Source organism: Acinetobacter sp. ASP199 (assembly GCF_022700675.1).
Classification (GTDB): domain Bacteria; phylum Pseudomonadota; class Gammaproteobacteria; order Pseudomonadales; family Moraxellaceae; genus Acinetobacter.
In genome coordinates, this window is the sequence record NZ_CP062182.1 from 212,416 (window position 1) to 236,398 (window position 23,983).

Here is a 23,983-nt window from a genome sequence, read left to right on the forward strand (position 1 = left end):
AACAAATAACTCAAATAAATAAATTTTAGGTGACGTGCATGGAAAAAGTGCAAAGTTCGTTTAAAAAAATGTCGCTTTGGCAAGTAGTCATTATTGGCGTGGCTTATATGACCCCAATGGTGGTTTTTGATACGTTTGGGATCGTGTCAGGCATTACAGAAGGGCGTGTGCCACTGGCCTATATTTTGGCATTGGTTGCTATGTTGTTAACTGCATTTAGTTATGCACGCTTTGCTCGTCAAACTGAAAAATCAGGTTCAGCCTATACCTACACCGCAGAATCCTGTGGCCCGAAAGCGGGTTTCTTTGTTGGCTGGTGTGCATTGATGGACTACATTTTACTGCCATTGGTGAATGCTTTACTGGCGGGGATCTATCTTGAAGCGATTATGCCAAGTGTGCCGTATTGGGCATGGGTGTGTATCTTTACTGCCTTAGTCACGCTGATTAACTGTTTTAGAATTAATATCTTAGCTAATTTAAGCATTGTATTTGTGGTTGCACCACTGCTTCTGATGTTGGTGTTTATTTACCTTGTGGTCAAAGGCATTGGGTCAGAACAAGGCTATGAGCATGTTCTGACGCTGACACCACTATTGAATGGTGATACGAGTCTGTTACCATTGGTTGCAGGTGCAGCGATACTCTGTTTCTCTTTCTTGGGCTTCGATGCTGTGACTACCATGTCGCATGAAACCAAAGAGCCAAAGAAAAATATTCCGCGTGCAGTGATGCTGACAACGCTCACAGGCGGTGTGATTTTCTTCTCCGCATCATGGTTTATCCAGTTGTATTTCCCAACCAACGTGCGCTTTAACAATCCAGACGAAGCTTTACCTGAAATTGTGCTGTACGTGGGCGGGGCATTATTCCAAGCGATTTTCTTGGTCGCACAAATTATGAATACCTTTGCTTCAGGTTTAGCGACACATGCCAGTGCTTCACGTTTAATTCATATCATGGGGCGTGATGGCATTTTCCATAAAGGCACATTTGGGCAAGTGCATGCCAAATTAGGCACACCGATGTATGCGGTACTCACTATTGGTTTGATTTCCTTAATGGCGATTGTTTTAGATCTAGCAACTGTGGTGAGTATGGTGAGCTTTGGCGCATTAATCGCCTTTACCGCAGTTAACTTCTCGGTATTTATGAAATTCTACGTGCGAGATGGTCAGCGTCGAGGTTTTAAAAATATCTTCCTCAATGCGGTTCTACCGTGGTTGTCGGTCACGGTCATGATGGGGCTTTGGTTCAACCTCGAACGTGTTGCACTGATCTGTGGTTGCATCTGGTTGGCAGTGGGTGTGCTGTTATTTGTCTACAAACGATTACGTAAGCAAAGCATTGTGATTAGCAATGCCTATTAAAAAATTGAAATATACGAAATGAAAGAGATGAAGCGAGTAAGTGAAATGAATAAGCCAAAATTTGTTGAAGATGTAGAATTTAGAACCAGCCTAAACGCACAAAGTGGCAAAGAGTGGAATTGGCTCAACCCAAAACATGGCAACTTTGAACATCCTGCAAATTACTATGAAAGTTCACTCGAAATTGGTCATCAATTTCCTGCGCTAAATGCAGACATCGAGTGTGATGTTGCCGTGATTGGTGGCGGACTACTCGGTGCTTCGACCGCATTGCATTTGGCAGAGCAAGGGGTAGACACGGTTTTGGTGGAAAAAAACCGAATTGGCAGTGCAGCATCAGGGCGTAATGGCGGACAGCTCACACCGGGGCTTGCGCGTTGGGAAGCATCGGAAATGATTGAACATTTCAGTTATGAAGATGCGAAAAAGCTGTGGCACTTTACTTCTACGGAAGCCATGTCTCTGATTGACCAAATCGCAGATCAATATGGTTTGGAGCTACAGCGTAAACGTGGACATATTACGGCTGCTGTACATGAAGGGCATTTGGTGGGGCTGACCCAAGGTGCAGATGCACGTAAGTTCTTAGGTGAAGATCACACTAAAATTGTCGGTGAGCATGAGCTGAAACAACACATCGCTTCTGAAAATTATTGTGGCGGTTTAATCGACTCACTTGGTGGTCATATCCATCCACTGGCACTCAACCGCGGTTTGATTTATGGCTTTTGCAAAAATGGCGGACAGGTGTTTGAACAAACAGAAGTGATTTATGTTGAAGAACGTGATGATGGTATTTATGTGACCACGCCATCGGGTGTGATTAAAGCGCGTAAGAGTGTCGTCATGGGCGTACACCATGCGTCATTTAAACTCTTGCAAAAGAACAATCAAACCACGATTCCATTTTATACCTATGTGTGTACTACAGCACCTTTGGAAGTCGATTTAAAAGAATTATTACCAAGTGATGCACCGGTTTACGATACCCAATTCCAAATTGATTATTATCGTGGGGTGTCTAAAAACCGTTTGCTGTTTGGTGGAGAGGGTACAGGTTCATGCTGGAATCCTGAAAAAACCCATCAATATTTATTGGGTCGAATTCAGCATGTGTTTCCACAATTGAAACAGGTCGAGCTTGATTTTGTTTGGAGTGGCACAACCGATCTCACGATGAATGGTGCGGCTGACAGTCGTAAGTTTGGCAATAAATTCCCGATCTATGCGGTGCAGGGGTGGAGTGGTCATGGTGTGGCACAAACGGTACGCATTGGTAAAGCCATTGCCGATGATTTCTGTGGCAAAGCCGATGACTTTAATATGCTGACCACTATTCAACATCAAGACATTTTGTTTGGTCGCGCTTTAGCGCCTGTGGTGATTCCGATGGCTAAAACCGCTTATGGCTTGGGGGCATTGATCAATCCGGGCAAAATGGTGTCGTTCTAAACCTCAATAAAAAATCCCCTTTAATAGAGGGGGATTAAAAAAGCCTCCCTTTCTCAAAGGGAGGTTTGGAGGGGTTTTTTTAGAGAGCTGTAAAGGTATTATTCAACAGCCTCTTTCACTTTTTGCTTTAAAAACTTCGGTTTCCATTCACTGGCAATCACGCCAAGCACCACCAACAAACCACCCAATAGTGCCAGTGCAGGTAAGCGTTCGCCAGCAAGTCGTCCAAATAGGCTGGCCCAAATTGGTTCACCCGCATAAATAATCGCGGCTTGAGATGGATCAACCATTTCTTGTGCCCAGTTCATCACCAATTGAATACAGGCACTCGCCATGCCCAGTCCAATCAAAATCATGATCAAATGTGGATGGAACTCAGGCAGTTGTGTTTCACCAATCATCGGCGCAAACATAAAACAGAATATCGATGCAAAAATCAGCTGTAAGACAGTCACGCGCCGTGTATTCACTTTAGGTGCAAAATAACTGATAAAAATAATCTCAAGTGCAATCGCAATCGAGCCGAGAAGGGTCAGCAGTTGTCCATAACTTAGTTGAATCGCACCAAAGCCATTACCGGTTAAAAATACTAAGCCTAAAAAAGCCAAGCCTGCGCCAATCCATGTCATCACATGCGGTTTTTTACGGAACAATAACCACAATAAAATCGGCACGAGGGGCACATAGAGTGCAGTCAAAAATGCAGATTCACTGCTACTAATCGTTTGTAAGCCCACTGTTTGCATACCATAGCCCAAGGCAATGGTGAGACCGATGACTGCACCTGCAAAGATTTCAAATGCAGTCATGCCTTTTAAGTATTTCCATGAAATCAGCGTGACCGCAATCGCTGCCGCCGCGAAACGTAGCGCGACAAACAGAACTGGGCTTGCAAAGCTCAGTCCATATTTCACCACCACAAAGGTTGTACCCCAAATGATGGTGATCAGGATGAGTGAAAGCTGCGGCAGTTTGGATTTCCACAGGGGGATTTGGCTGAGTTGCGTAGACATGGGAGAGATCAAAATTCAAAATGGAAAACAAAAAGAGGTCCGAAGACCTCTTTAAATCTAAAATCAAATATTTAGATTAAGCATCTAGCACAGCTTGTGCTTCACGAAGGTTTAAAGTGCCTTCATAGATCGCACGACCTGTGATCGCACCCAGAATACCTGGTTGACCTTTTAAGCCGTGTACGTCATCAATATTGGTCACGCCACCAGAAGCAATCACTGGTAGACCTGAGTAAGTCGCAAGATTAACCGTTTGTTCGATGTTTACACCTTGCATCATGCCGTCACGTGCGATGTCAGTATAAACAATGCTTGATACGCCAGCGTCTGCAAAACGTTTCGCAAGTTCAGTTGCTTTCACGTCAGTGACATTTGCCCAACCATCCGTTGCCACCATGCCATTCATGGCATCGATCCCAACAATGATGTGACCCGCGAATTTTTGACATGCTTCTTCAACAAATTCTGGGTTTTGAACTGCTTTAGTACCAATGATCACATAAGACACGCCAGCATCTAGGTAGTGCTCGATGGTTTCAAGTGAGCGAATACCACCACCAATTTGAATTGGCAGGTTTGGTTGCGCCTTAGCAATTGCTTCAACCACAGGCTTATGGATCGGTGTACCTGCGAAAGCACCATTCAGATCAACCAAATGTAGACGACGTGCGCCTTCATTTACCCAATGCTGTGCTGTTGCCACTGGATCATCAGAAAATACAGTATCGTCTTCCATACGACCTTGTTTTAAACGGACACATTTGCCATCTTTCAGGTCAATTGCAGGGATGATCAGCATGCTTTCGCTCCTGGCCTAATCTTCGATTGAATTTGAATGGCTGCCATCTTAACAAATAAACAGCGGATTTCTAAATCTAAATACTGAATCTCGCATATGAAAAAAACCTGTCATGCGACAGGTTGGAGTGAGTAAGTACAGGTCATTATTGTTTTTATTCGGTCAGGCTCATCATTCAGTATGGATCAAATTCAATTAGACATATGCAGATTGGAGTTCCAGATCCAGTGGACTTACTTTGCCAAGCTGAGCACCCAAGTCATAAAGACCTGCATTCACAGCACCTGCTGTAGCGCCTACAGTTTTTACGATACTGCCGATAGCTGGCAGATCCGCTGCAGTATCAGTAATCGGGGCAAGGTCATCCAGCAGTGCATCGACAGTGCCCGAGATATCTTGCAGGACACCACCGACACTCGCTACCGGGTTATTGAGTGCATCATTAACCAGATCCAGTGGCTGAATACTCGCAACATAATCACCTGTTTCTGCAACCAAGCCACTTAGATTAGAGGCCGTTTCACCCACATCACCGATGACTGGTAAAGAAACCAGGGGTGCTGTCAGCGGTGCTGTAGTATCTAAAACGCTATCTAAAATATCAGAAACGCCATCTAAAGTTTGACCGACCAGGTCTGTAGTCCCATTTAGAAATATATCTATACCGCTAGGTAAATCTCCTGTAATAGCTGGTCTGATACCGCATGCACGCCTTGACTCACATCTGCTAAAAGCCCTGTACTGGTATCTAGTACAGTTTCTAGCGTATCGCCAACCACAGGTAATTGTGTCAGTGCATCCGTCAAAGGTGCCGTCAGGATACTGACTGTTTCAACCATTTCATCAATTAAGGTAATGACTGCCTTAGTCAGGAAGCCTACCGCTTTGCTAATACCTTGCACAGCCAGTGTGAATACCCCGTTGAACTTACTGCCGCTCAGTAAACTTGTCATGATTTTTACTTTCTAGAAATTTGAATCACTTATCAGTGGAAAATTATTATGCAGGTCATGTTTTAGCAAGAAACTGCCAAATTTATAGCCTCTAGAATTATGATTTTGACCATAGGTTAGGAAAATTCATGTTTATCAAAGAATTGAAAAGATTTATGGGAATTTTTGAAAAATGTAATTAAAAACAATGGTTTATGTTGATTATTTTGGTGCTTTAATCGGATAGATAGTCTTGTTGTTGTGCATTTATCTCTATCAGTTGAATTTTTTCACCTAAAACAATAGTTAAAAACTGAAATAATTTACTCAAGTTTTAGAAGAGGCCATTATTTTTTGCCAAATTTTGGTGCGTCATAGGGTTTACATAACCTTACAATCGATCAGCGCTTAATTTCTCAAGTATTAGTGTTAATAAATATCCAGAAGCAATAATTATTTTCTTTAGGAAAGTTTCAATTCTCGGCTTAGGAGTTTCCGTTGCCAAAGTTCTTCTAGAATCAAAATGCAGGCATAAGCATCCGCGGCTGCGTATTCAATTTGAGCCTGACTGAGTTTCCGTGCTGCCCAGTTCGAGGTACTGATTTTTTTCGACTTTGGAAAATTCACCTGGAACAGGAGTGCCATTGCATTTCTGACCCCAACAGCCTGCTTGAACCCAAAACTGCCAAAGCATTTGGAGAGTTCCAGTACTCCATTCAGTTCAATGCCTTTTTTACGGAACAGATGCCTGTCATTTTTTAAGCCAAAGCCCGCTTTTATCTGATTGGGATTGGCAAATATGGGCTGTAAAAACTGCCATAGCTCAGTATTCATTTGAAATAAATATGCTCTTTCTCGAGTAGCTAACTGAATCAAATGCGGTCCTGTGGACTGTTCACCGACTTTAAATATGGGCTTGGATTCTGAATCAAAGCCAAAGACTTGTACTTGTTCAAGTTCTTTACGTAATACTTCTGCCTGTTGAAGCGTCTGAATCACAATAATTTTTTCAGAAGAGATATTCTGAAATCGTTGAAGTGTGGCGATTTCTTCTTTGGTGGGTAAAATTGGAGAATGAAGGGCATCCATGACGAGTCTGTGTGAGTCCGTATCTGAAGATGCAGCTTAAGACTTTTTCAATGCAGTCTAAAGCACTTTTAAGAAAATTGTTTTTAAATCAAGATAAAAAGCCAGACCCATTGTTAGATCTGGCTTTTGCATTCAGTGGAGTGCATCAAACTTAGTGCTGTTGCACAGCCGCCTGTTTTGCACGGTTGACATAGTCCTGATAAGACGGAACCGCCATCGCTGCTGCAATCCCCAAAACAATCAGCAGAATATAAAGAATCGCCAGTACATTTTCCCAGCCACGTGTGGTACGGGGGTGTCCAAACTGGTTGCTGTCACGGTTACCTGGGGCAAACAGGGCATACAAGGCAAATAAAATATTGGCGATAGGTACCAGCATCAGCAAAGACAGCCAGCCGCTATGGTTTCGGTCATGCAGGCGACGAATTAAAAAGATGATACTGAAATAAATTACTGCAATATAAATTAATCCCATGACTACCAGTGATAGCATAGGCAAGGAGCCATCTGGACTCAGAAATGGATTTGCACCTGGTAGAATGACAGCAGCTAAAATACCGACAAACATCAAACAAAAGCCCATCAGCATATTCCAGGCCAGATATGAACGACGCCCAAAACGTCCCCCTGCATTTAAAGCAGAATCATTTAAGTTACTCATTATTATTTCCTTGTTTTGTCATTAGAATTTTTATAAGTGAATGAATGATATAGTAATTTATTAAAAAGTAAAAGATTAAATATTGAGCAATAAAAAACCCGCCTTAAGCGGGTTTTTTAAGTATGAATGGGATTAGATATTCCATTCCACAAAATTTTTCAGCAATTGCAGACCTGCGGTATGACTCTTTTCCGGGTGGAACTGGGTCGCAAACAGATTTTCTTTATGCAGTGCCGTACAGAATTCCAGTCCATAGTCACAAGTCGCAGCAACGATGCTTGAATCTTTCGGCTCTACATAGAAGCTGTGTACGAAATAGAAACGTGCATCCTGTTCAATGTCTTTCCACATTGGATGACTTGGATCAGCCTGATGTACCTGGTTCCAGCCCATATGCGGTACTTTTAAACCTTCTACATCCGGGAAGCGTTTCACTTCACCTTCAAAAATACCCAATGCATCTGCACCGCCATTTTCTTCAGAGCGTTGCATCAGTGCCTGCATACCCACGCAAATCGCCAATACAGGTTTGTTGAATACCGCATGACGTACCACATCATCAATACCTGCTTCATGCATACCGTGCATACAGTCACGCATTGCGCCTACCCCCGGGAAAACAATCTTGTCTGCCTGAGCAATCAGCTTTGGATCATTGGTCACATCTACTGTAGCACCGACATGTTCTAATGCTTTGGCAGCAGAGTGAAGGTTTCCCATGCCATAGTCAAGAAGGGCAATACGGGTCATTACAGGGTACCTTTGGTTGAAGCAACAGTATTGGCAGCACGTGGATCAACTTCACATGCCATACGCAATGCACGGGCAAATGCCTTAAATACGCTCTCGATCTGATGGTGACTGTTTTTACCTTTTAGGTTGTCAATATGTAATGTCATCAGCGCGTGATTTACAAAGCCCTGGAAGAATTCAGAAAACAGGTCTACATCAAAACGGCCAATCATGGCTCGGGTAAATGGAATATCCATAAACAGGCCCGGACGACCAGACAGATCGACCACGACACGACTCAAAGACTCATCCAGCGGGGCATAGAAGTGACCATAACGGCGTAAACCTTTCTTGTCACCCAATGCTTGTGCAAAGGCTTGACCCAAGGTAATACCACAATCTTCTACAGTATGGTGATCATCAATTTCCAGGTCGCCGTCACAATGAATATCAATATCAAACAGACCATGTCGCTTGATTTGATCAATCATATGATCTAAAAATGGAACACCAGTGTTTAAAGTGCCTTGACCAGTACCATCGAGATTCAAGCGAACCCGAATTTTGGTTTCGTTGGTATTTCTTACCACTTCACTGATACGATCTGTCATAGACACGTTCCTCAAATACGTCAAAATGATTGATGTAGAAAATATTTTCGCCGTGACGACGTCACCGCATATTAGATTGCTCAGGAGGGTTTATCAATGCCTATAACCGTACATGCCTATACTTCTTTGGAAAATGATGAAGTGCGCAGCCAGCTTGAGCGACTGTATGACACCAGCCCGGAATTTAGTGATGGGGCCGATGCCATGGAACAACTAGAGCAAAACCTGCAACAGTATAGCGTACTTTACACTGCAGAATTTAATACCCGTATTATTGGTGCGATCTGGTGCACTGGTCAAGGCGAAACCCGCCTGCTGGAGTATGTGGTTGTGCATCCGGCCAATCGCGGACGCGGAGTTGCAGAAAGGCTGGTCAGTGAAGCCTGCCGAATGGAAGAAGAAAAAGGTGTGAAGGTATTTGAACCTGGCTGTGGCGCGATTCATCGCTGTCTGGAGCATATTGAAAAAATCTAGACTTTTCCTGTATTAAGGCAGCCTTAGGGCTGCTTTTTTATGCAGTTTTTTAACTAAAAATGAATAATTTAGGCCGTTTCACTTAAAAATTAAGCAATTGATAATTAAATCTGCTGTAAAAGTAGGCGATTGATAAAAATTATACTTTTCATGCTTGACGGCATTGGGCTGAAACGGTTTAATACACGTCATCGGCGTGATAGCTCAGTAGGTAGAGCAACGGATTGAAAATCCGTGTGTCCCCAGTTCGATCCTGGGTCTCGCCACCATATTCAAAACGATTTAAAGTTTTCAATCCCTGATCCCATCAGGGATTTTTTTTGGGTTAAATTTTACACATTCAATCATTTTTTTTCTAATTTCGATTGACTAATGTGTGCAGATACGGCTTAATACACCGCATCGGCGTGATAGCTCAGTAGGTAGAGCAACGGATTGAAAATCCGTGTGTCCCCAGTTCGATCCTGGGTCTCGCCACCATATTCGAAAAAACCTCAAACCATGTTTGAGGTTTTTTTTCGCCTGTGATTTTGTTATTCAACAAAAAAATGATCTTTTCTCATGATTCGGCTTTGAAACTATGAGCGTCATACTTGTCTAGCTTTCGAGATCATTGGCTTAATATGCCATTCATCTGAGCAGGCATGAGTTGTCCAAATAATCCATGTAATCTAATAGATAAGAATATTAAAAGCAGTTTATACGCCGTCAGTTGTACAATTTGGGTGATAGAAAACAAAGGGGAGGCAAGCCAATGAATATCATGACAATGTCTGCATTTGGGTCTGTATTTGGAATCATGCTGGGCGCATTCAGTACGGGAGCACTGGCCGAGGATGAGAAAACGGTGCTAACACTGCCTACCCTGACGGTCATGGCTGAACCTGAACTGAGTAATGAAACTGGCTATGTGCCTTTTGTAGAGGAAGAAAAGACTCAGCGAGCCTTACAGCATCAGGTGATGCGTAGTGCTAAGGAAGCCCAGAATTTTGTGTTAAATGCACAGGTGATTGAAAATCTGGATTTTCAGCCGCAGATCCAGCCTGACTTCAGTTCGCTTTCTCCAATGCTGCAGCTATATGTCATGAGTATTGCCCAAGGTCTGCAATCCAGTGATCCAACTCAGGGTCTAAATATCATGCTACAGCCACTGGGGATTGACCGTAGCAATAGCCAATCTGCCGAATATCGTTTCCAGCTGCAAATTAATCCGGGTACGATCAAACAGGGTATGCAGGATTATTTCAATAAACTTTCTCCTGCTCTCCCTTAAGGCTAAATAAAATAGTTTAATCCTAAGTCTCTGAATCCTCGCCAGTCGGGGATTTTTTATATTCGAAATTCGTGGAAATTTATCTTTTATTCAAAAGCAATCCGTATAAAAAAAATCGCTTAAATCGAATACCAGTAAGCAGGCTATATTGACCGTGTATCAACGCTCACAGTAATACTCAGCACCTTTACATAAGTTCAAGCAAGAATAAGGTTTCTCCCACTGAAATGACGATGCGGAGGTTTTCCTTATGCGTCCCCTCGACACAACTTTTCTAATGTTACTGAGCCTGTTTACTGCACTGCGGCTGGTCGATGCGCATGCTGAACCGGTGACCCTGCCGACACTGACCGTGATGGCCGATCGTGAACTGCGTGAAGAAACAGAATTCATGCTTCCCCTGCAAGAACAATCCAGTCAAAAACAGGCATTAAAGATGCGCATGATGAAGATTGAACGTGAACTGCAGGACTATACGGTCAATGCTGACTTTGCAGGTGATATTGAGATTCTACCCACCACGAATCCGGCACGACTGGATAACCTGCCACCGGGGCTGCAACAGTATGTGCAGGCCATTGCTGATGGTTTGCGTTCTCCTGATCCACGTGATGGTATTTATCTGATGTTGGTACCTTTTGGTATTAACCGCAATGCAACGTCAGTTCAGGCGGCTCGGGAACAGTTCAATCCGAATAATGTTGACCGAACGCTAATTAATGAATGGTGCGCTGCGAATGGTTGTTAGACAGGATTAAACGCTTCAGAGCTGGGTTAAAACAGGAAGTTTAATTAAATTTCCTGGTAGGATGAACTGTGCCCTTGCATAGGGTTTTTGTATAGAAGAATTGATTTATGCCTAAAAAATCAGCATATTGATTAAAAGGAAACCTATACATAACCTACAGCAGGGGAGCATGTGCATGCCGCGTGTCTTTATGGTCCTGGCTGGTGCGACACTTGTTGTCTTTGCATGGCTATTTTATCAATACACCGCGCAACAGCAGGATGAAGCCGAGCTGATTGAATATGAAACTGTTCTAAATGAAAAGACAGCTGAAATCTTTGAGCAGGCACAAGACTGGAGCAAGCCGATTCAGTTAGAGATTGAAGAAGACCGTCTGGATGGTGATTATGCGGTTATGGCGGAATATGTGCTGGGACAGATGCGAGACCGCGCCGAGGGACGTAACCAGTATTTGCGAGATCTGAAAGCGGCAAACTGGGAGCATTTTCTGGATATTGATCGCTTGGAGAAAGATCAGGCTCAAGGCTATAAAGAAACTGAGGCCATGCTCAAGCAGGTGCATCAGATTGTGCGGAATTATGAGCAGACCATTCAGCGCCGTGAAGAAAACCAGATTGAACAGGTCAAACAGCTCGATATCAAACAGCGTTATCGTCAGCAGTTGGCACAGAGCCTGAAAGCAACCCAGCAGGAAAGTGATGCCTATGCCATCTTTGCAATTGAAAAGCAGAGTCTGGCCAAGGCTGATCAGCTATTTGCCTTGCTCAAAAAATATAAATGGGAAAAACGCAACCGCATGTTTATGTTCCATGATGAAAAAGCGGTTCAGCCCTTTATTGCATTATATAAAGATATTGAAAACCTGAATAAACAGATGCAGCAAATTAAGACCAAAAATCAGAAAATTGTCGAAGAGGCTTTGTAGCCTGAAAGAGCTATTTACCTGTAAATCATTGTGAACATGGCACCAAAAACATAAGCATGCTATAGATAAACAGGAAATTATCAGCTGTATAGAATGGCGCGAGAACAGGAGCAATGCTGCATGACCCAGGACTTAGTCTGTTATAAAGAAATGCCGATCTGGACGCAGGAACGGATTCCTCAAGGCTTTCAGCGTTCACATAATACCAAGGCAGGCACCTGGGCTAAACTAGAGGTTCTGAAGGGTGAGCTGAGCTTTGCCTTTGTTGATGAAAGCGGAGCAGTACAGTCTACCCATGTCTTTACACCTGAGCAGCAACCACCATTTATTGAACCACAGCGCTGGCATCAGATTGTCTCTGCCAGTGCCGATGTAGAATGCCAGTTAAAATTCTATTGCACCCCACAAGATTATTTTCATAAAAAATATGCGATTTCTCCAACGCATTCTGAAATTGTGGCTGCTACGTCTTATTTAACGGGTGGTCATGCATTAGATGTGGGCTGCGGGGAAGGACGGAATTCGCTATATCTGAACCAGATGCGCTATGAGGTCGATGCCTGGGATGTGAATTCCCAGAGCCTGGAAAAGTTTCAGCAGATTATTGATGCTGAAGATATTCAGCAGATTCATATTGCACAGCGGGATTTGAATGCTGATCCAAGCATTTTTGGCAATTATGATTTTATCTGCTGTACCGTGGTGATGATGTTCCTGGAAGCCAAAACCATTCCGCCACTGATTGCTCAGATGCAGCAGGCGACCAAGATCAATGGCTATAACCTGATTGTCTGTGCCATGGATACTGATGACATTCCAGCCCAACCAGACTTTCCTTTTGCCTTTAAGGAAGGTGAATTAAGTGCTCTCTATAAAGGCTGGAAGCTGATCAAATACAATGAGGATGTTGGTGAGCTGTATCGTCGGGATGAGCAGGGCAATCATATCAAGCAGCATTTTGCTACGATGCTGGCACAGAAAGTCTTAGCTTAATTTTTGAAATTTTAAATGCAGACTGATGATTTAGGTGCAGGCCGTATTTAAAAATAGAAGACAATAAAAAGGGATGTCAGAGGACATCCCTTTGTAGTTTAAATTGCAGGCTTAAGCTGCTTTTTTAAACCAAGAGAACCAGCCTTTTTTCTCAGCTTTTACTGCTGCTTCAGCAGGTGCCGCTTTTGCAGCTTCTGCTTGTTGAGCTGCTTCAGTTTTTACTTCTGCTGTTTTAGCCATTGCTGTTTCTTTTGCTTCTGTAGTTTTTACTACCGCTTCTGTTTTTACTGCTTCGGCTTTAGTATTCGCTGCTTTTTTCATTTCAGCAGGTGTTGCTTTTGCTGCTTCTGCTTTTGCCTTAGCCGCTTTCTTTTCAGCTTCTGCTTTAGCAAGTGCTGCTTGTTTTTCAGTTTCCGCTTGAGCTACAGCAGATTTAGCTTTAGCTGTTGCAGTCGCTACTTTCGCTTGAGCTGGTGCAACGGCTTGAACAGCATTTGCTTGTACTTGCGCTTTCATTGCAGCGACAGGAGAAGTTGCTTCGGTCGCCATAGCAGAAGCTGAAGTTGCAACAATTGCAGTTGCTAAGATTGTTTTAAGCATAGTCATGTTAAGCCCTATAGGATATAAGGAGAGATAGATGGAAATATCATACGCCTATAGAACTTAACTAGCTGATGGATAGAGTTTTAATGGTTGAATATTCAACTAAATTTACAAAGGGATAACATTTTATTTAGTTAAGAATTATAATTATTTAAAACAAATAATTATTTTAGAGATTGTAGTGGGCGACCTTCAAACAAATGGATATATTACTTGCTCATCTTGTAATACAGTAAATAAACTTAATCAAATTGGTGATCAAGGTCTTTATCATTGTGGTACTTGCCAAAACCCATTAATTTTCATTAATAAAGAAAAACCTAAATCAGGTTTTATGAAAATTCTTGTTATTGCTGGATTGATTGGGGTTGCTGGTGGTGTAGGCATAGATCAAATAAAAGACGCTCTCAAACCCACTGAAATTAATTATTCGAAAATACAAACGAATTGGACTGATAAGCAGGTTAGGCAGTTTGATCTTAATTGTAAGGCAAATTTGGCTATGCAAAAGAAAAGATGGGATGCTGAACGTATTGATAAGACATGTACATGTTTTACGACGTACATAGTTGAAAATACTAATTATCCACTATGGGGTAAGTTAGATCCTAAAGTGGTTGATGCAGGTACAAATGAATGCATTTAGAAAATAATGAAAAAGATAAATTAAATTTAAATCCTAATTTAGAAAATTTTTTAAACTTAATTGAAGAAGTTTATACAGGTAATTTAAAGGCTTTTAGCGATGCATTTTCCGATGAAGATACTTCTTTTTATGAGCGCTTAAAAAAAGATATTCAGAGGGCAAAACAAGGGTCATTAACCATTAAGAAAGAGGATGCATTGAAGAAATATATATTTTTTCTTGAATATAAGCAGTGGGAAAAGAATACAGGCGATAAATTTTCTAAGAAATTAGATCTACAAATAGATACAGCAATTGAAGCATTATGTAAGGCAACTGGGCAGTGATACTGCCCAGTATTAAAAGTTATTTACATGCACCAGGTACACGACATGCACAGCTTGAAGGAGCATGACAGGCGTGATCATCACCACAGCGTGCTTCAATTGTGAAATCAGGGTATGGGCCAAACCAAACTTCATAAAGTTTTTTAGTTCGTTGGAAAGTATCTTTCAAATTTTGTTGGTCGACTTCATCATGGATTCCAAAATATGGATAGTGGTGCAGATAAGCTCCAAAAATTTTCAAGCAATCCATGTGATAATTTCGAGTATCTAAAATGTGAGCATGCCAAAACTCATCAACAAGTTTATTAGGTACTAGCGTTTCTTTTGGATAGAAATATTTTAACGCTAGAAAACGTTTATATTCTTGCTCTGCAAATTCGCAAACTTTTTTTGACATGGTTGCTTCATTACCTGATGTTAATTTAAATTTTAATTTATTGAAATTTAAACTCTCAACCGAAGTCGGCATATTTGAGCTTGCTAGAGTAGTTTTATGGTTAAAGTCTATTGCTAAATTTCCCATTTCTTTTTCCTTAGTAGGTTTATAGCGTTATTGCTATGTAGGAAATGTTGCCATGTACTTTTATTTGGATTAGGGAATTTTAAGGGACAAAAAACCCCGCACGAAGCGGGGTTTCTTTTATCTCAGTATTTAACTAAACATTAAACACGTTCGATAATTGTTGCGATACCTTGGCCAAGACCAATACACATCGTTGCAAGACCAATTTGTGTATCTTGCTGTTCCATGACGTTCAGCAAAGTCGTTGTGATACGTGCACCAGAACAACCCAATGGGTGACCAAGCGCAATCGCACCACCGTTCAAGTTCACACGGTCTTGTTGATCATAAATGCCTAAGCCTTTAAGAACAGACAAACCTTGTGCTGCGAATGCTTCGTTCAACTCAAACGTTTGAATATCAGCAATTGACAAGCCAGCACGTTTAAGCGCTTTTTGAGTTGCTGGTACAGGACCGTAACCCATGATCGCAGCATCACAACCTGCAACCGCCATAGAGCGAATCACAGCACGTGGCTTAAGCCCCAACGCTTGAGCACGTTCAGCAGACATAAGCAGCATTGCAGACGCACCGTCAGACAACGCTGAAGATGTCGCAGCAGTCACAGAACCGCCTTTCGGATCGAACACAGGACGTAACGCTTTGAATGCTTCAAGGTTTGCATCAGGACGGATCACTTCGTCGATGTCGCAAAGCTGTTTAAAGCCATTCGCATCATGACCTTCGATACCGATGATTTCGTTCTTGAAACGACCTTCTTGTGTTGCAGCCCAAGCACGACGGTGAGATTCAACACCGAACGCATCTTGTTCTTCACGGGTAATGCCGTTCATACGACCTAACATTTCAGCAGTTAAGCCCATCATGTTAGACGCTTTTGCATAGTGCTTAGACGCTTCAGGGTTCAGGTCGATGCCGTGCATCATACCAACGTGCCCCATATGCTCAACACCACCGATGATGAATACATCACCTTGACCTGTCATGATTTGCGCAGCAGCGGTGTGGATTGCTTGCATCGAAGAACCACACAGACGGTTAACCGTTTGACCTGCAACAGTCTTAGGAAGATCAGCCAATAGCGCAATGTTACGACCGATGTTCATACCTTGTTCTAGAGTCTGGTTTACACAGCCCCAGATTACGTCTTCAACTTCATTGACATCAAACTGGTTACGAGCAACAAGTGCACGTACAAGTTCAGCAGAAAGGCTGTCAGCACGTACATTGCGGAACATACCATTTTTGGTTTTACCCATTGCTGAACGTACGCCATCAACGATGACAACGTCACGTGGATTTAAAGTAGCCATTCACGTTGCTCCTTAACCGTAGAATTTTTTGTTGTTAGCAGCCATGTCACGCAACATTTGTGGCGCTTCATAAGCCTTACCTAAGTGTGCGTACTTGTCGCAAAGCGCAACGTATTCAGCAACACCTGTTTGGTCGATGTAACGGCATGGACCACCGCGGAATGGAGGGAAACCAACACCCATAATCATCGCCATATCTGCTTCAGAAGCAGTCGCTACAATGTTGTCTTCTAAGCAACGAACAGTTTCATTACAGAACGTAAGCATCATACGGTCAATGATTTCTTGAGCATCAAATTCACGTTTCTCAGAAGTTGCAACAGATGCCACAAGTTCATACGCAGTTGGATCAACCACTTTGGCTTTTTTGCCTTTTTTGTCCAATTCGTATTTGTAGAAACCAACGTCATTCTTTTGACCAAGACGTTTGTTTTCGTACATGACTTGGATTGAGCCTTTGTAGTCAGGCTTCATACGGTCAGGGAAACCTTCCGCCATCACTTCTGCACCGTGAACGCCAGTATCAATACCAACAACGTCCATCAGGTAAGCAGGGCCCATAGGCCAGCCGAATTTTTCCATTACCTTGTCGATTTGCTGGAAGTCAGCACCATCTTTCAGTAACAGGTCAAATGCACCGAAGTAAGGGAACAGTACGCGGTTTACCAGGAAGCCCGGGCAGTCGTTGACCACGATTGGTGTTTTACCCATTTTCTGAGCAAGAACTACAGTGGTTGCAATCGCTTCAGCAGAAGTCTTCTCACCACGAATCACTTCTACCAATGGCATCATGTGAACAGGGTTAAAGAAGTGCATACCCACGAAGTTTTCAGGGCGTTCCAGGTTTTCAGCCAAACGTGTGATTGAAATTGTTGACGTGTTCGAAGCAATGATCGTGTTTTCACGAACTTTCGCTTCAGTTTCTTTCAGTACGATACCTTTCACTTTTGGATTTTCAGTCACCGCTTCAATCACGATGTCCACTTCTTTAAACTCGTCATAGCTTAAAGTTGGGCGGATGCGCGCAAGAGTTTCACCCATTTGAGCAGGTTTCATCTTCTTACGTTCAACTTGTTTGGTCAGTAAACCATTTGCTTCTTTCATACCCAAAGCAAGTTGCGGATTACCAATGTCTTTCATGATGATTGGTGTGCCTTTGCTTGCCGCTTGGTAAGCAATACCACCACCCATGATCCCCGCGCCTAATACAGCTGCTTGGTTGACAGGGTGAGCACCTTTTTCATATTTCTTCGAAGTTTTCTTCACAATTTGGTCGTTAAGGAATAAACCAATTAACGCACCTGCTTGTGGAGTCACAGCCGCTTTAGCAAAACCTTGCGCTTCGATTTTCAATGCTTCATCACGTGGAAGGCTTGCACCTGCTTGTAATGAGTCTAGAAGAAGTTTTGGCGCTGGGTATTGAGCAGGATTTGCTTTTGCAAGCACTGCACCTTTCGCTGTATTGAATGCCATCATTTGTTCAAGCATGTTCAATTTAACAGGATCTAATTTTTCTTGGCGTTTTGCTTTCCAGTCTACACGGCCAGCAATTGCTTGTTTCACAAGGTCAATTGCAGCGTCTTGTAGTTTGTCTGCAGCAACAACTGCATCAACAGCACCGTCTTTGAGCGCAGCAGCTGGCTTTTTCGGTGCAGCCATTGCCATCCATTCAACCGCATTGTCGATACCAATCACGCGGCTTAAACGAACCGTACCACCAAAACCAGGGTAGATACCCAGTTTGATTTCTGGAAGGCCAACTTGTGCAGCTTCTGACATCACACGATAGTCACACACTAAGCACATTTCAAAACCGCCGCCCAATGCCATACCATTGATTGCAGCAACTTTAGGAACGTTTAGATCTTCAAACGCATTGAAGATGTCGTGAACAGGCAATGCCCAATCCACAATCGCTTGTTCGCCTTGAGCGAAGTTTTCACCGAATTCAGTGATATCTGCACCCACGATAAATGTAGATTTACCTGAAGTAACGATTAAACCTTTGATGTCACCGTTTGCTTTAACAGCGTCAATTGCAGCTTTAAAATCTTCAATTGTTGCGCGGTTAAATTTGTTGACCGACTCACCTTGTAAGTCAAAGCGGAATTCTGCAATTCCGTCCGAAAGCATTTGGACGGTAATGGCATTGCCAGCGTGGATCATGCCTGATCTCCTTTATTTTGGAGGACTTCTAAGTTGATGTTGTGAAGAGCCTATGCGCGATTCCTGCGCATATTTATGCTTCGCCAATCTTACGATAACTATATCCAAAAAGAACATAACAAGTTGTATCAAGCCGTGACGCAAGGGTCATCAATTTTTGCCTGAACTGTTTTGGCTGTTATGCGTTCGGGTATGGCTCATATCAAGTACAATGAACTGAAGATTTTGTTTCAGTTCACAATTTTTTAATGAGAACCCCATTTATATTGGGCGATAGAAAGGCTTTTCAAGTCTTTGAAAAAATCGTTTTACTGTCAAAAATGTCAATTCACTGCGGATTTTTTCTTTGTTGCTGTTTTGCAGCCTGATCAAAATAGCAGGCAAAGTCCAGCTTTGTTGCAGTTTGGTTGTGAAGTGGTAGTTTGCCGATAAGCTGGCTGGGATTGTAAATCGGCCCGGCTTAGAATGGATGAAAATAAGCAAAAACCTAAAACAATAATAAGAAGATTACTGCATGAAATTGACAGATCAGACGCTGATGCAGCAGATGCAGATTTCATTGCCCGACATTCAGCGACGCAAGCAATTACTTGGACTGACCGAAGAAGCACTGGCTGCACTGGCGACTGTGCGTGAACTGATAGCGCCAGGCTTGCAGGACACCGTGGCCGAATTTTATGACTATCAAACCTCTGTACCTGAAATTAACAATCTGATTGGTGATGTCGATACGCTTAAGCGCCTCAAGGTAGCCCAGCATCAATATATTCTGGATCTGTTTTCTGGCTGCTATGACAGTGTCTATGTCAATAACCGCTTGCGTATTGGGCTGGTGCATAAACGCATTGGCGTAGAACCGCGTCTGTATCTGGCTGCCTTGCATCAGATTAAATTAGGGATCTTTAAACTGGTAGAACAGTATGTGCCGGATGTAGCCTTGGTACGGCAGGTGCAGGACACCTTGGAAAAACTGTATACCTTTGACATTACCTTGGTGGTCGAAACTTATATCTGGAGTCTGGTGAAAGAAGTGAATAGTTCCCATCACAAACTGCAGGAATATGCTGTGGAACTTGGAACGCATGCACAAGAAATGGAAACCCTGTTCCGACTGGATCCACTGACAGGTCTTTATAATGTACGCAGCCTGACCTCGATGTTGAATGAGTTACTCTATCGTGCGCGGCAACAGCATGCGCCTGTGACCGTGGTATTTATTGATATCAACGACTTTAAACGGTTAAATGACCAATATGGCCATATCTATGGCGATCAGGTGATTCAGGCCGTAGCGAGTACCTTAAAGCAGATTGCCCGGGATGAAGACTACTGTTTTCGCTATGGCGGTGATGAGTTTCTGGTGGTATTGCCAAACTGTACCGAGGCAGATGCCTTGCAAAGCTTTATTCCGCGCGTGGAGCAGACCTTGAGTCAACTGACCATGCAGGTCAGTCTTAGTGTTGGGATTCATCAGACCGATGCCAATAGTGGCTATCTGGATAGTGCCAGCCTGATCCGCTGTGCCGATGACAAGATGTATGCTTTCAAGAAACAGTACAAGCTGAAAGGGAATTAACAATCAATACGGCAATTTATGATTGTTATTTCATGCTGCATGATTTCTAAAATATCTGATGAGTTAAGTAATTCTGCTGGTACATCCTGTTTTTAGACTTACAATAGCTTTAAGAATGGGGGAGCACACATGCAGGTATTTCGTTCCAAAAAAGACTGGTGGCTGGTGGCCTTTCTGGTATGTATGACCGGGCTATTAGTGCAGTTACTGTTGGTGATGTCAGCCAAAGGCACCATGCAGCAATATCCGTTGCATACAGTGGTATATATACTGACCATTGTGATCATCTGGTGGCCGGTGCTGAATACCCGATATCAGCTTACTGCTGATCAATTGATCGTAAAAAGTATGTGGTTGAGCTGGCAGATTCCCCTAACCGCGATTCAGGCGGTCACTCCAACCGACTATTCCTCTGTTGCACCTGCTTTGTCCCTGAAGCGTTTACGCGTGGATTATCGTGAAGATGGAACCAATAAATTTGTGCTGATCTCACCCAAAGACCAGATGGCATTTATTAATGCGGTGCAGAACCAGCAGGCATCTTAGCAGCTGATTTTGTGGCCGAGGCTATTCGGGCTGAATCACCAAATTGCCTTCAATACAATCTAGTTTCAGCGTAGATTGCTCAGGCTGATTTAAAAAATATAGCGCTAAAATTGGTTCTAGTTCGGTACGCATTTTGCGACCCAGATGGCGTGCGCCGTAGCGAATGTCATGCCCTTGATAGAAATAGGCCTTGGCTGTATCGGTTAAGATTACAGTTCGCTTCTGATGCTGTAGACGCTTATTCAGTTTTTCCAGTTCAATCTCAACCAGTCGTGGCAGAGCATCATTCTGTACAGCCTGATAATGCAGGGTACGGTCAATCCTGTTGAGAAACTCAGGATCAAACTTACGCTGCATGACCTTTTCAATGATGCGCTGTGTCGGCACTTTTTTCAGGCACAGATTCTGAACCTGCTGCGGCAAATAACTGAGCTTTTCCAGATATTGTTGAGCCGCTTGTGCGCCAACATTACTGGTCATAAAGATCATGCAGTTACGAAAATCAATGGTTTTGGTACCTGCGGTTAAAGTGAGTCGACCGGTGTCGAGCACATTCATCAGGCCACGAATCACCTCATTCGATGCTTTTTCCAGTTCATCAAACAGCATGATGCCCGGACGGGTATGGCTACCTGCAATCGCAGTTTCATCGAACAGACTATGACCTTCTTTCGAGCCGACATAACCCGGAGGTGCACCAGTCAGCGCTGCGGCATAATGTTCTTGCGCCAAGGTATTCATATCAATCCGGCAAAACGCATCTGGACGTCCATAGATGGCTTCGGCAATCAGGCGCACAGTCTCGGTTTTACCTACCCCGGTGGGACCAAGCATCAAGGTAACTGACAATGGACGATCCGGGCTGGAAAAATCCGCCTTGACCACATGGAGCATCTTTTCGATTTCATTCAGTGCCGTATCCTGCCCGATAATCCGTTCTCGTAACAGATCCATGACCGTCTTGGGTTCAAAGTGAAAGCGTGGCTTGCCAATCAGGCGGTCACGTTCCGAAGTGCTATGCGTGGAGGTGCCAGGCTGGACGACATGGAAATCGGAATGCTGCGTGGTCATCTTGGGGAATCTCAAAAACGAACCCGTCGAGCATAACAAAGATATCACTTGAAATTTATAGCTTTTAGCAATCACAGCATAACGGTGAGCCTATAAATTGACCGGGATTGCATACTTATAAACTTCATTTGTAGACAGGCTTGATGGTAATTTTGTCACCGCGCTTGAAAATCAGGCAATAAACATCACATTATCTGCATATTGCATGTGAAAAATAGGTTGCAGGTGAACGAGAACGCGCGTCCCCATATTAAAAAAATCCTGGCGAATATGACCACACTTCCGGGGGTGTACCGGATGTATGGCAAGGATGGCGAATTGTTGTATGTGGGCAAGGCAAAAAACCTGAAAAACCGCGTATCCAGTTATTTCGTCAAGACCCTTGAACATCCGAAAACCCAGGCTCTAGTGGCGCGGATCTATGATATTCAGACCTTGGTGGTGCGTTCTGAAACCGAAGCATTGCTGTTAGAGCAGAACCTGATCAAGCTGCATCGTCCACCGTATAACATCATGCTGCGCGATGACAAATCTTATGTCTATATCTTTGTTTCCAGCGATAAACCTTATCCACGGATTGCGGCGGGTCGAGGCAAGGGCAAACATCAGCCGGGCAAGTTTTTTGGACCTTATCCGAGTGCTTATAATGCCAAGGATACCCTGATCGTCTTACAGAAACTGTTTAATGTACGCCAGTGTGAAAACAGCTATTTCGCACAGCGTAAGCGTCCCTGTCTGCAATACCAGATCAAGCGTTGCTCTGGCCCATGTGTCGGACTGATTTCACCTGAAGATTATCAGGAAGATGTCAATAATTCGATTCGCTTTCTGCAAGGCGATACCAAGGAGCTGAACCAGCAACTGATTGCCAAGATGGAAGCAGCTGCTGAACAGCTGGAATTTGAAAAGGCGGTGTTTTATCGGGACCGTATGGCCCTGTTGCGTGATGTTCAAGCCAATCAAGCAATCTACAAAGTCAAAGGCGAAGCTGATATTCTGGCGATTGCGCATCAGGCTGGCGTGACCTGCGTACAGATCATGCATGTGCGTAATGGCAAAATGCTGGGCGGCAAAAGCTATTTCCCGGATATGCAAGGCGATGATTTGGGACAAATGCTGAATGATTTTATTGCCAACTTCTATTTTCAGGTCGCTGATGAAATTCCTGCAGAACTGATCGTCAATGTCGATGTAACCGATCGCAATGAACTGGAACAGGCATTGGCCCAGCATTTTGATAAAAAAATCCAGATCAAGTCCAAGGTTCGCGAAACCCGTGCCGAATGGCTGGAACTGGCACAAATGAATGTGCTGCAAGGGATTAAGTCCAAACTGGCGAATCACTTTGAACTGAATGAGCGTTTCCATCAGTTAGAACAGGTGGTGGGGCATCCCGTGGACCGGATCGAATGTTTTGATATCTCGCATACCATGGGGGAGGAAACTGTTGCCTCTTGCGTGGTGTTTGATAGTGGCGGTGCGCGTAAGCGGGATTATCGCCAGTTTTCGATTAACGACATTACTGAAGGCGATGACTATGCAGCGATGCGTCAGGCGCTGACCCGACGTTATAAAAAGCACATGTTGCCCGACCTGTTATTAATTGATGGAGGGAAGGGACAGCTGCATATGGCGATGGAAGTCATGCAGGACCTTGGTCTGGACGCTTTTATGGTGGGTGTATCCAAAGGTGAGGGACGTAAGCCAGGTCTGGAAACTTTACACTTTACTGATGGTACCAAGATTCAACTTCCCGAAGACCATAAAGCCCTGCATCTGATTCAACAGGTACGTGATGAAGCACACCGCTTTGCGATCACCAAACATCGTGCCAAACGTGACAAGAAGCGTGGTTCTTCAGTTCTGGAAGTGATTCCCGGTCTGGGACCAAAACGCCGTCGTGATCTGCTAACCCATTTTGGTGGTATTCAAGGGGTGCTCAAGGCTTCAGAAAAAGATTTACAGCTGGTACCGGGACTGGGTGAAGTCATGGCACGTACCATTTATAAAGTACTGCATGAATAAAAATCCAAACTAAATCATTTGCCAAACTGCTCAATGACGGAGAAGTCATTGAGCATTCACATCAATTCAAATTTATTGAATGATATCAAAACTAAAATCAAGCACAGGGATGAACA

General features: G+C 43.5%; 25 protein-coding genes and 2 tRNA genes. 14 read left to right on the forward strand and 13 right to left on the reverse strand.

Going from position 1 to position 23,983, the window contains the following annotated elements:
• Positions 1–38: 38 nt before the first annotated feature.
• Positions 39–1,370 (forward strand): APC family permease, encoded by a 1,332-nt coding sequence (locus IHE35_RS00995; RefSeq protein WP_242788555.1) that lies wholly within the window; start codon positions 39–41, stop codon positions 1,368–1,370.
• A gap of 27 nt (positions 1,371–1,397) precedes the next feature.
• On the forward strand, positions 1,398–2,822 hold the full coding sequence (locus IHE35_RS01000) for an FAD-dependent oxidoreductase (RefSeq protein WP_242788556.1): 1,425 nt from the start codon (positions 1,398–1,400) through the stop codon (positions 2,820–2,822).
• A 98-nt stretch (positions 2,823–2,920) separates the two neighbouring features.
• On the opposite strand, the gene IHE35_RS01005 is transcribed toward IHE35_RS01000, so the two are convergent.
• The 8 genes from IHE35_RS01005 to hisB form a co-directional block, all read right to left on the reverse strand.
• Positions 2,921–3,835, reverse strand: a complete 915-nt coding sequence (locus IHE35_RS01005; RefSeq protein ID WP_242788558.1) for a DMT family transporter — start codon at positions 3,833–3,835, stop codon at positions 2,921–2,923.
• A gap of 76 nt (positions 3,836–3,911) precedes the next feature.
• Positions 3,912–4,634 (reverse strand): 1-(5-phosphoribosyl)-5-[(5-phosphoribosylamino)methylideneamino]imidazole-4-carboxamide isomerase, encoded by a 723-nt coding sequence (hisA, locus tag IHE35_RS01010; protein ID WP_242788560.1) that lies wholly within the window; start codon positions 4,632–4,634, stop codon positions 3,912–3,914.
• Between the two features lie 195 nt (positions 4,635–4,829).
• Positions 4,830–5,162, reverse strand: a complete 333-nt coding sequence (locus tag IHE35_RS01015; RefSeq protein WP_242788562.1) for a hypothetical protein — start codon at positions 5,160–5,162, stop codon at positions 4,830–4,832.
• 131 nt (positions 5,163–5,293) lie between these two features.
• Entirely contained in the window at positions 5,294–5,587 is a 294-nt protein-coding gene (locus tag IHE35_RS01020) for a hypothetical protein (RefSeq protein WP_242788564.1), read from the reverse strand.
• 441 nt (positions 5,588–6,028) lie between these two features.
• On the reverse strand, positions 6,029–6,655 hold the full coding sequence (locus IHE35_RS01025; protein WP_242788566.1) for a 3'-5' exonuclease: 627 nt from the start codon (positions 6,653–6,655) through the stop codon (positions 6,029–6,031).
• A 151-nt stretch (positions 6,656–6,806) separates the two neighbouring features.
• Entirely contained in the window at positions 6,807–7,316 is a 510-nt protein-coding gene (locus tag IHE35_RS01030; RefSeq protein ID WP_242788567.1) for a DUF805 domain-containing protein, read from the reverse strand.
• 132 nt (positions 7,317–7,448) lie between these two features.
• Positions 7,449–8,066, reverse strand: coding sequence for an imidazole glycerol phosphate synthase subunit HisH (gene hisH / locus IHE35_RS01035; protein ID WP_242788568.1), 618 nt, complete (start codon positions 8,064–8,066; stop codon positions 7,449–7,451).
• Positions 8,066–8,659: an imidazoleglycerol-phosphate dehydratase HisB gene (gene hisB, locus IHE35_RS01040; RefSeq protein WP_099337660.1), complete on the reverse strand. Its 594-nt coding sequence runs from the start codon at positions 8,657–8,659 to the stop codon at positions 8,066–8,068. Before hisB ends, hisH begins: the two co-directional genes overlap by 1 nt.
• 96 nt (positions 8,660–8,755) lie before the next feature.
• Between hisB and IHE35_RS01045 the strand changes: the two genes are divergently transcribed.
• From IHE35_RS01045 to tehB, 7 genes are all read left to right on the forward strand, one after another.
• A complete protein-coding gene (locus IHE35_RS01045; RefSeq protein ID WP_242788569.1) occupies positions 8,756–9,133 on the forward strand; it encodes a GNAT family N-acetyltransferase in 378 nt (125 codons plus the stop codon).
• Positions 9,134–9,326: 193 nt separating this feature from the next.
• Positions 9,327–9,402, forward strand: a tRNA-Phe gene (locus IHE35_RS01050).
• Between the two features lie 135 nt (positions 9,403–9,537).
• A tRNA-Phe gene (locus IHE35_RS01055) sits at positions 9,538–9,613 on the forward strand.
• A gap of 274 nt (positions 9,614–9,887) precedes the next feature.
• Positions 9,888–10,406, forward strand: coding sequence for a hypothetical protein (locus tag IHE35_RS01060; RefSeq protein ID WP_242788570.1), 519 nt, complete (start codon positions 9,888–9,890; stop codon positions 10,404–10,406).
• Positions 10,407–10,656: 250 nt separating this feature from the next.
• Positions 10,657–11,154, forward strand: coding sequence for a hypothetical protein (locus IHE35_RS01065; RefSeq protein WP_242788571.1), 498 nt, complete (start codon positions 10,657–10,659; stop codon positions 11,152–11,154).
• Between the two features lie 175 nt (positions 11,155–11,329).
• Positions 11,330–12,079: a hypothetical protein gene (locus IHE35_RS01070; protein ID WP_242788577.1), complete on the forward strand. Its 750-nt coding sequence runs from the start codon at positions 11,330–11,332 to the stop codon at positions 12,077–12,079.
• A gap of 120 nt (positions 12,080–12,199) precedes the next feature.
• Positions 12,200–13,072 carry an SAM-dependent methyltransferase TehB gene (gene tehB, locus IHE35_RS01075; RefSeq protein ID WP_242788578.1) on the forward strand — a complete coding sequence of 291 codons (873 nt, stop codon included), beginning with the start codon at positions 12,200–12,202 and terminating at the stop codon, positions 13,070–13,072.
• Positions 13,073–13,183: 111 nt separating this feature from the next.
• Here the strand turns inward: tehB and IHE35_RS01080 are convergent, their stop codons facing one another.
• A complete protein-coding gene (locus tag IHE35_RS01080) occupies positions 13,184–13,678 on the reverse strand; it encodes a hypothetical protein (RefSeq protein WP_242788579.1) in 495 nt (164 codons plus the stop codon).
• A 178-nt stretch (positions 13,679–13,856) separates the two neighbouring features.
• On the opposite strand from IHE35_RS01080, the gene IHE35_RS01085 reads away from it, so the two are divergent.
• Together IHE35_RS01085 and IHE35_RS01090 are read left to right on the forward strand one after the other, a co-directional pair.
• A complete protein-coding gene (locus IHE35_RS01085) occupies positions 13,857–14,321 on the forward strand; it encodes a hypothetical protein (RefSeq protein ID WP_195725259.1) in 465 nt (154 codons plus the stop codon).
• Positions 14,312–14,647 carry a hypothetical protein gene (locus tag IHE35_RS01090; RefSeq protein WP_242788582.1) on the forward strand — a complete coding sequence of 112 codons (336 nt, stop codon included), beginning with the start codon at positions 14,312–14,314 and terminating at the stop codon, positions 14,645–14,647. Before IHE35_RS01085 ends, IHE35_RS01090 begins: the two co-directional genes overlap by 10 nt.
• A gap of 19 nt (positions 14,648–14,666) precedes the next feature.
• On the opposite strand, the gene IHE35_RS01095 is transcribed toward IHE35_RS01090, so the two are convergent.
• The 3 genes from IHE35_RS01095 to fadB form a co-directional block, all read right to left on the reverse strand.
• Positions 14,667–15,170, reverse strand: a complete 504-nt coding sequence (locus IHE35_RS01095; protein WP_242788584.1) for a hypothetical protein — start codon at positions 15,168–15,170, stop codon at positions 14,667–14,669.
• Positions 15,171–15,310: 140 nt separating this feature from the next.
• On the reverse strand, positions 15,311–16,483 hold the full coding sequence (gene fadA, locus IHE35_RS01100; RefSeq protein WP_242788586.1) for an acetyl-CoA C-acyltransferase FadA: 1,173 nt from the start codon (positions 16,481–16,483) through the stop codon (positions 15,311–15,313).
• 12 nt (positions 16,484–16,495) lie between these two features.
• Complete coding sequence (gene fadB, locus IHE35_RS01105; protein ID WP_242788591.1) at positions 16,496–18,649, reverse strand: fatty acid oxidation complex subunit alpha FadB; 2,154 nt, start codon at positions 18,647–18,649, stop codon at positions 16,496–16,498.
• A gap of 514 nt (positions 18,650–19,163) precedes the next feature.
• On the opposite strand from fadB, the gene IHE35_RS01110 reads away from it, so the two are divergent.
• Complete coding sequence (locus tag IHE35_RS01110) at positions 19,164–20,225, forward strand: diguanylate cyclase (protein WP_242788596.1); 1,062 nt, start codon at positions 19,164–19,166, stop codon at positions 20,223–20,225.
• 129 nt (positions 20,226–20,354) lie between these two features.
• The gene (locus IHE35_RS01115) at positions 20,355–20,771 is read left to right on the forward strand and encodes a PH domain-containing protein (protein ID WP_242788598.1); all 417 of its coding nucleotides are present in this window, start codon (positions 20,355–20,357) and stop codon (positions 20,769–20,771) included.
• Between the two features lie 21 nt (positions 20,772–20,792).
• On the opposite strand, the gene IHE35_RS01120 is transcribed toward IHE35_RS01115, so the two are convergent.
• Positions 20,793–21,842, reverse strand: coding sequence for an AAA family ATPase (locus IHE35_RS01120; RefSeq protein WP_242788600.1), 1,050 nt, complete (start codon positions 21,840–21,842; stop codon positions 20,793–20,795).
• A 225-nt stretch (positions 21,843–22,067) separates the two neighbouring features.
• Between IHE35_RS01120 and uvrC the strand changes: the two genes are divergently transcribed.
• Positions 22,068–23,867 (forward strand): excinuclease ABC subunit UvrC, encoded by a 1,800-nt coding sequence (uvrC, locus tag IHE35_RS01125; RefSeq protein ID WP_242788601.1) that lies wholly within the window; start codon positions 22,068–22,070, stop codon positions 23,865–23,867.
• The last annotated feature ends 116 nt before the right edge of the window (positions 23,868–23,983 follow it).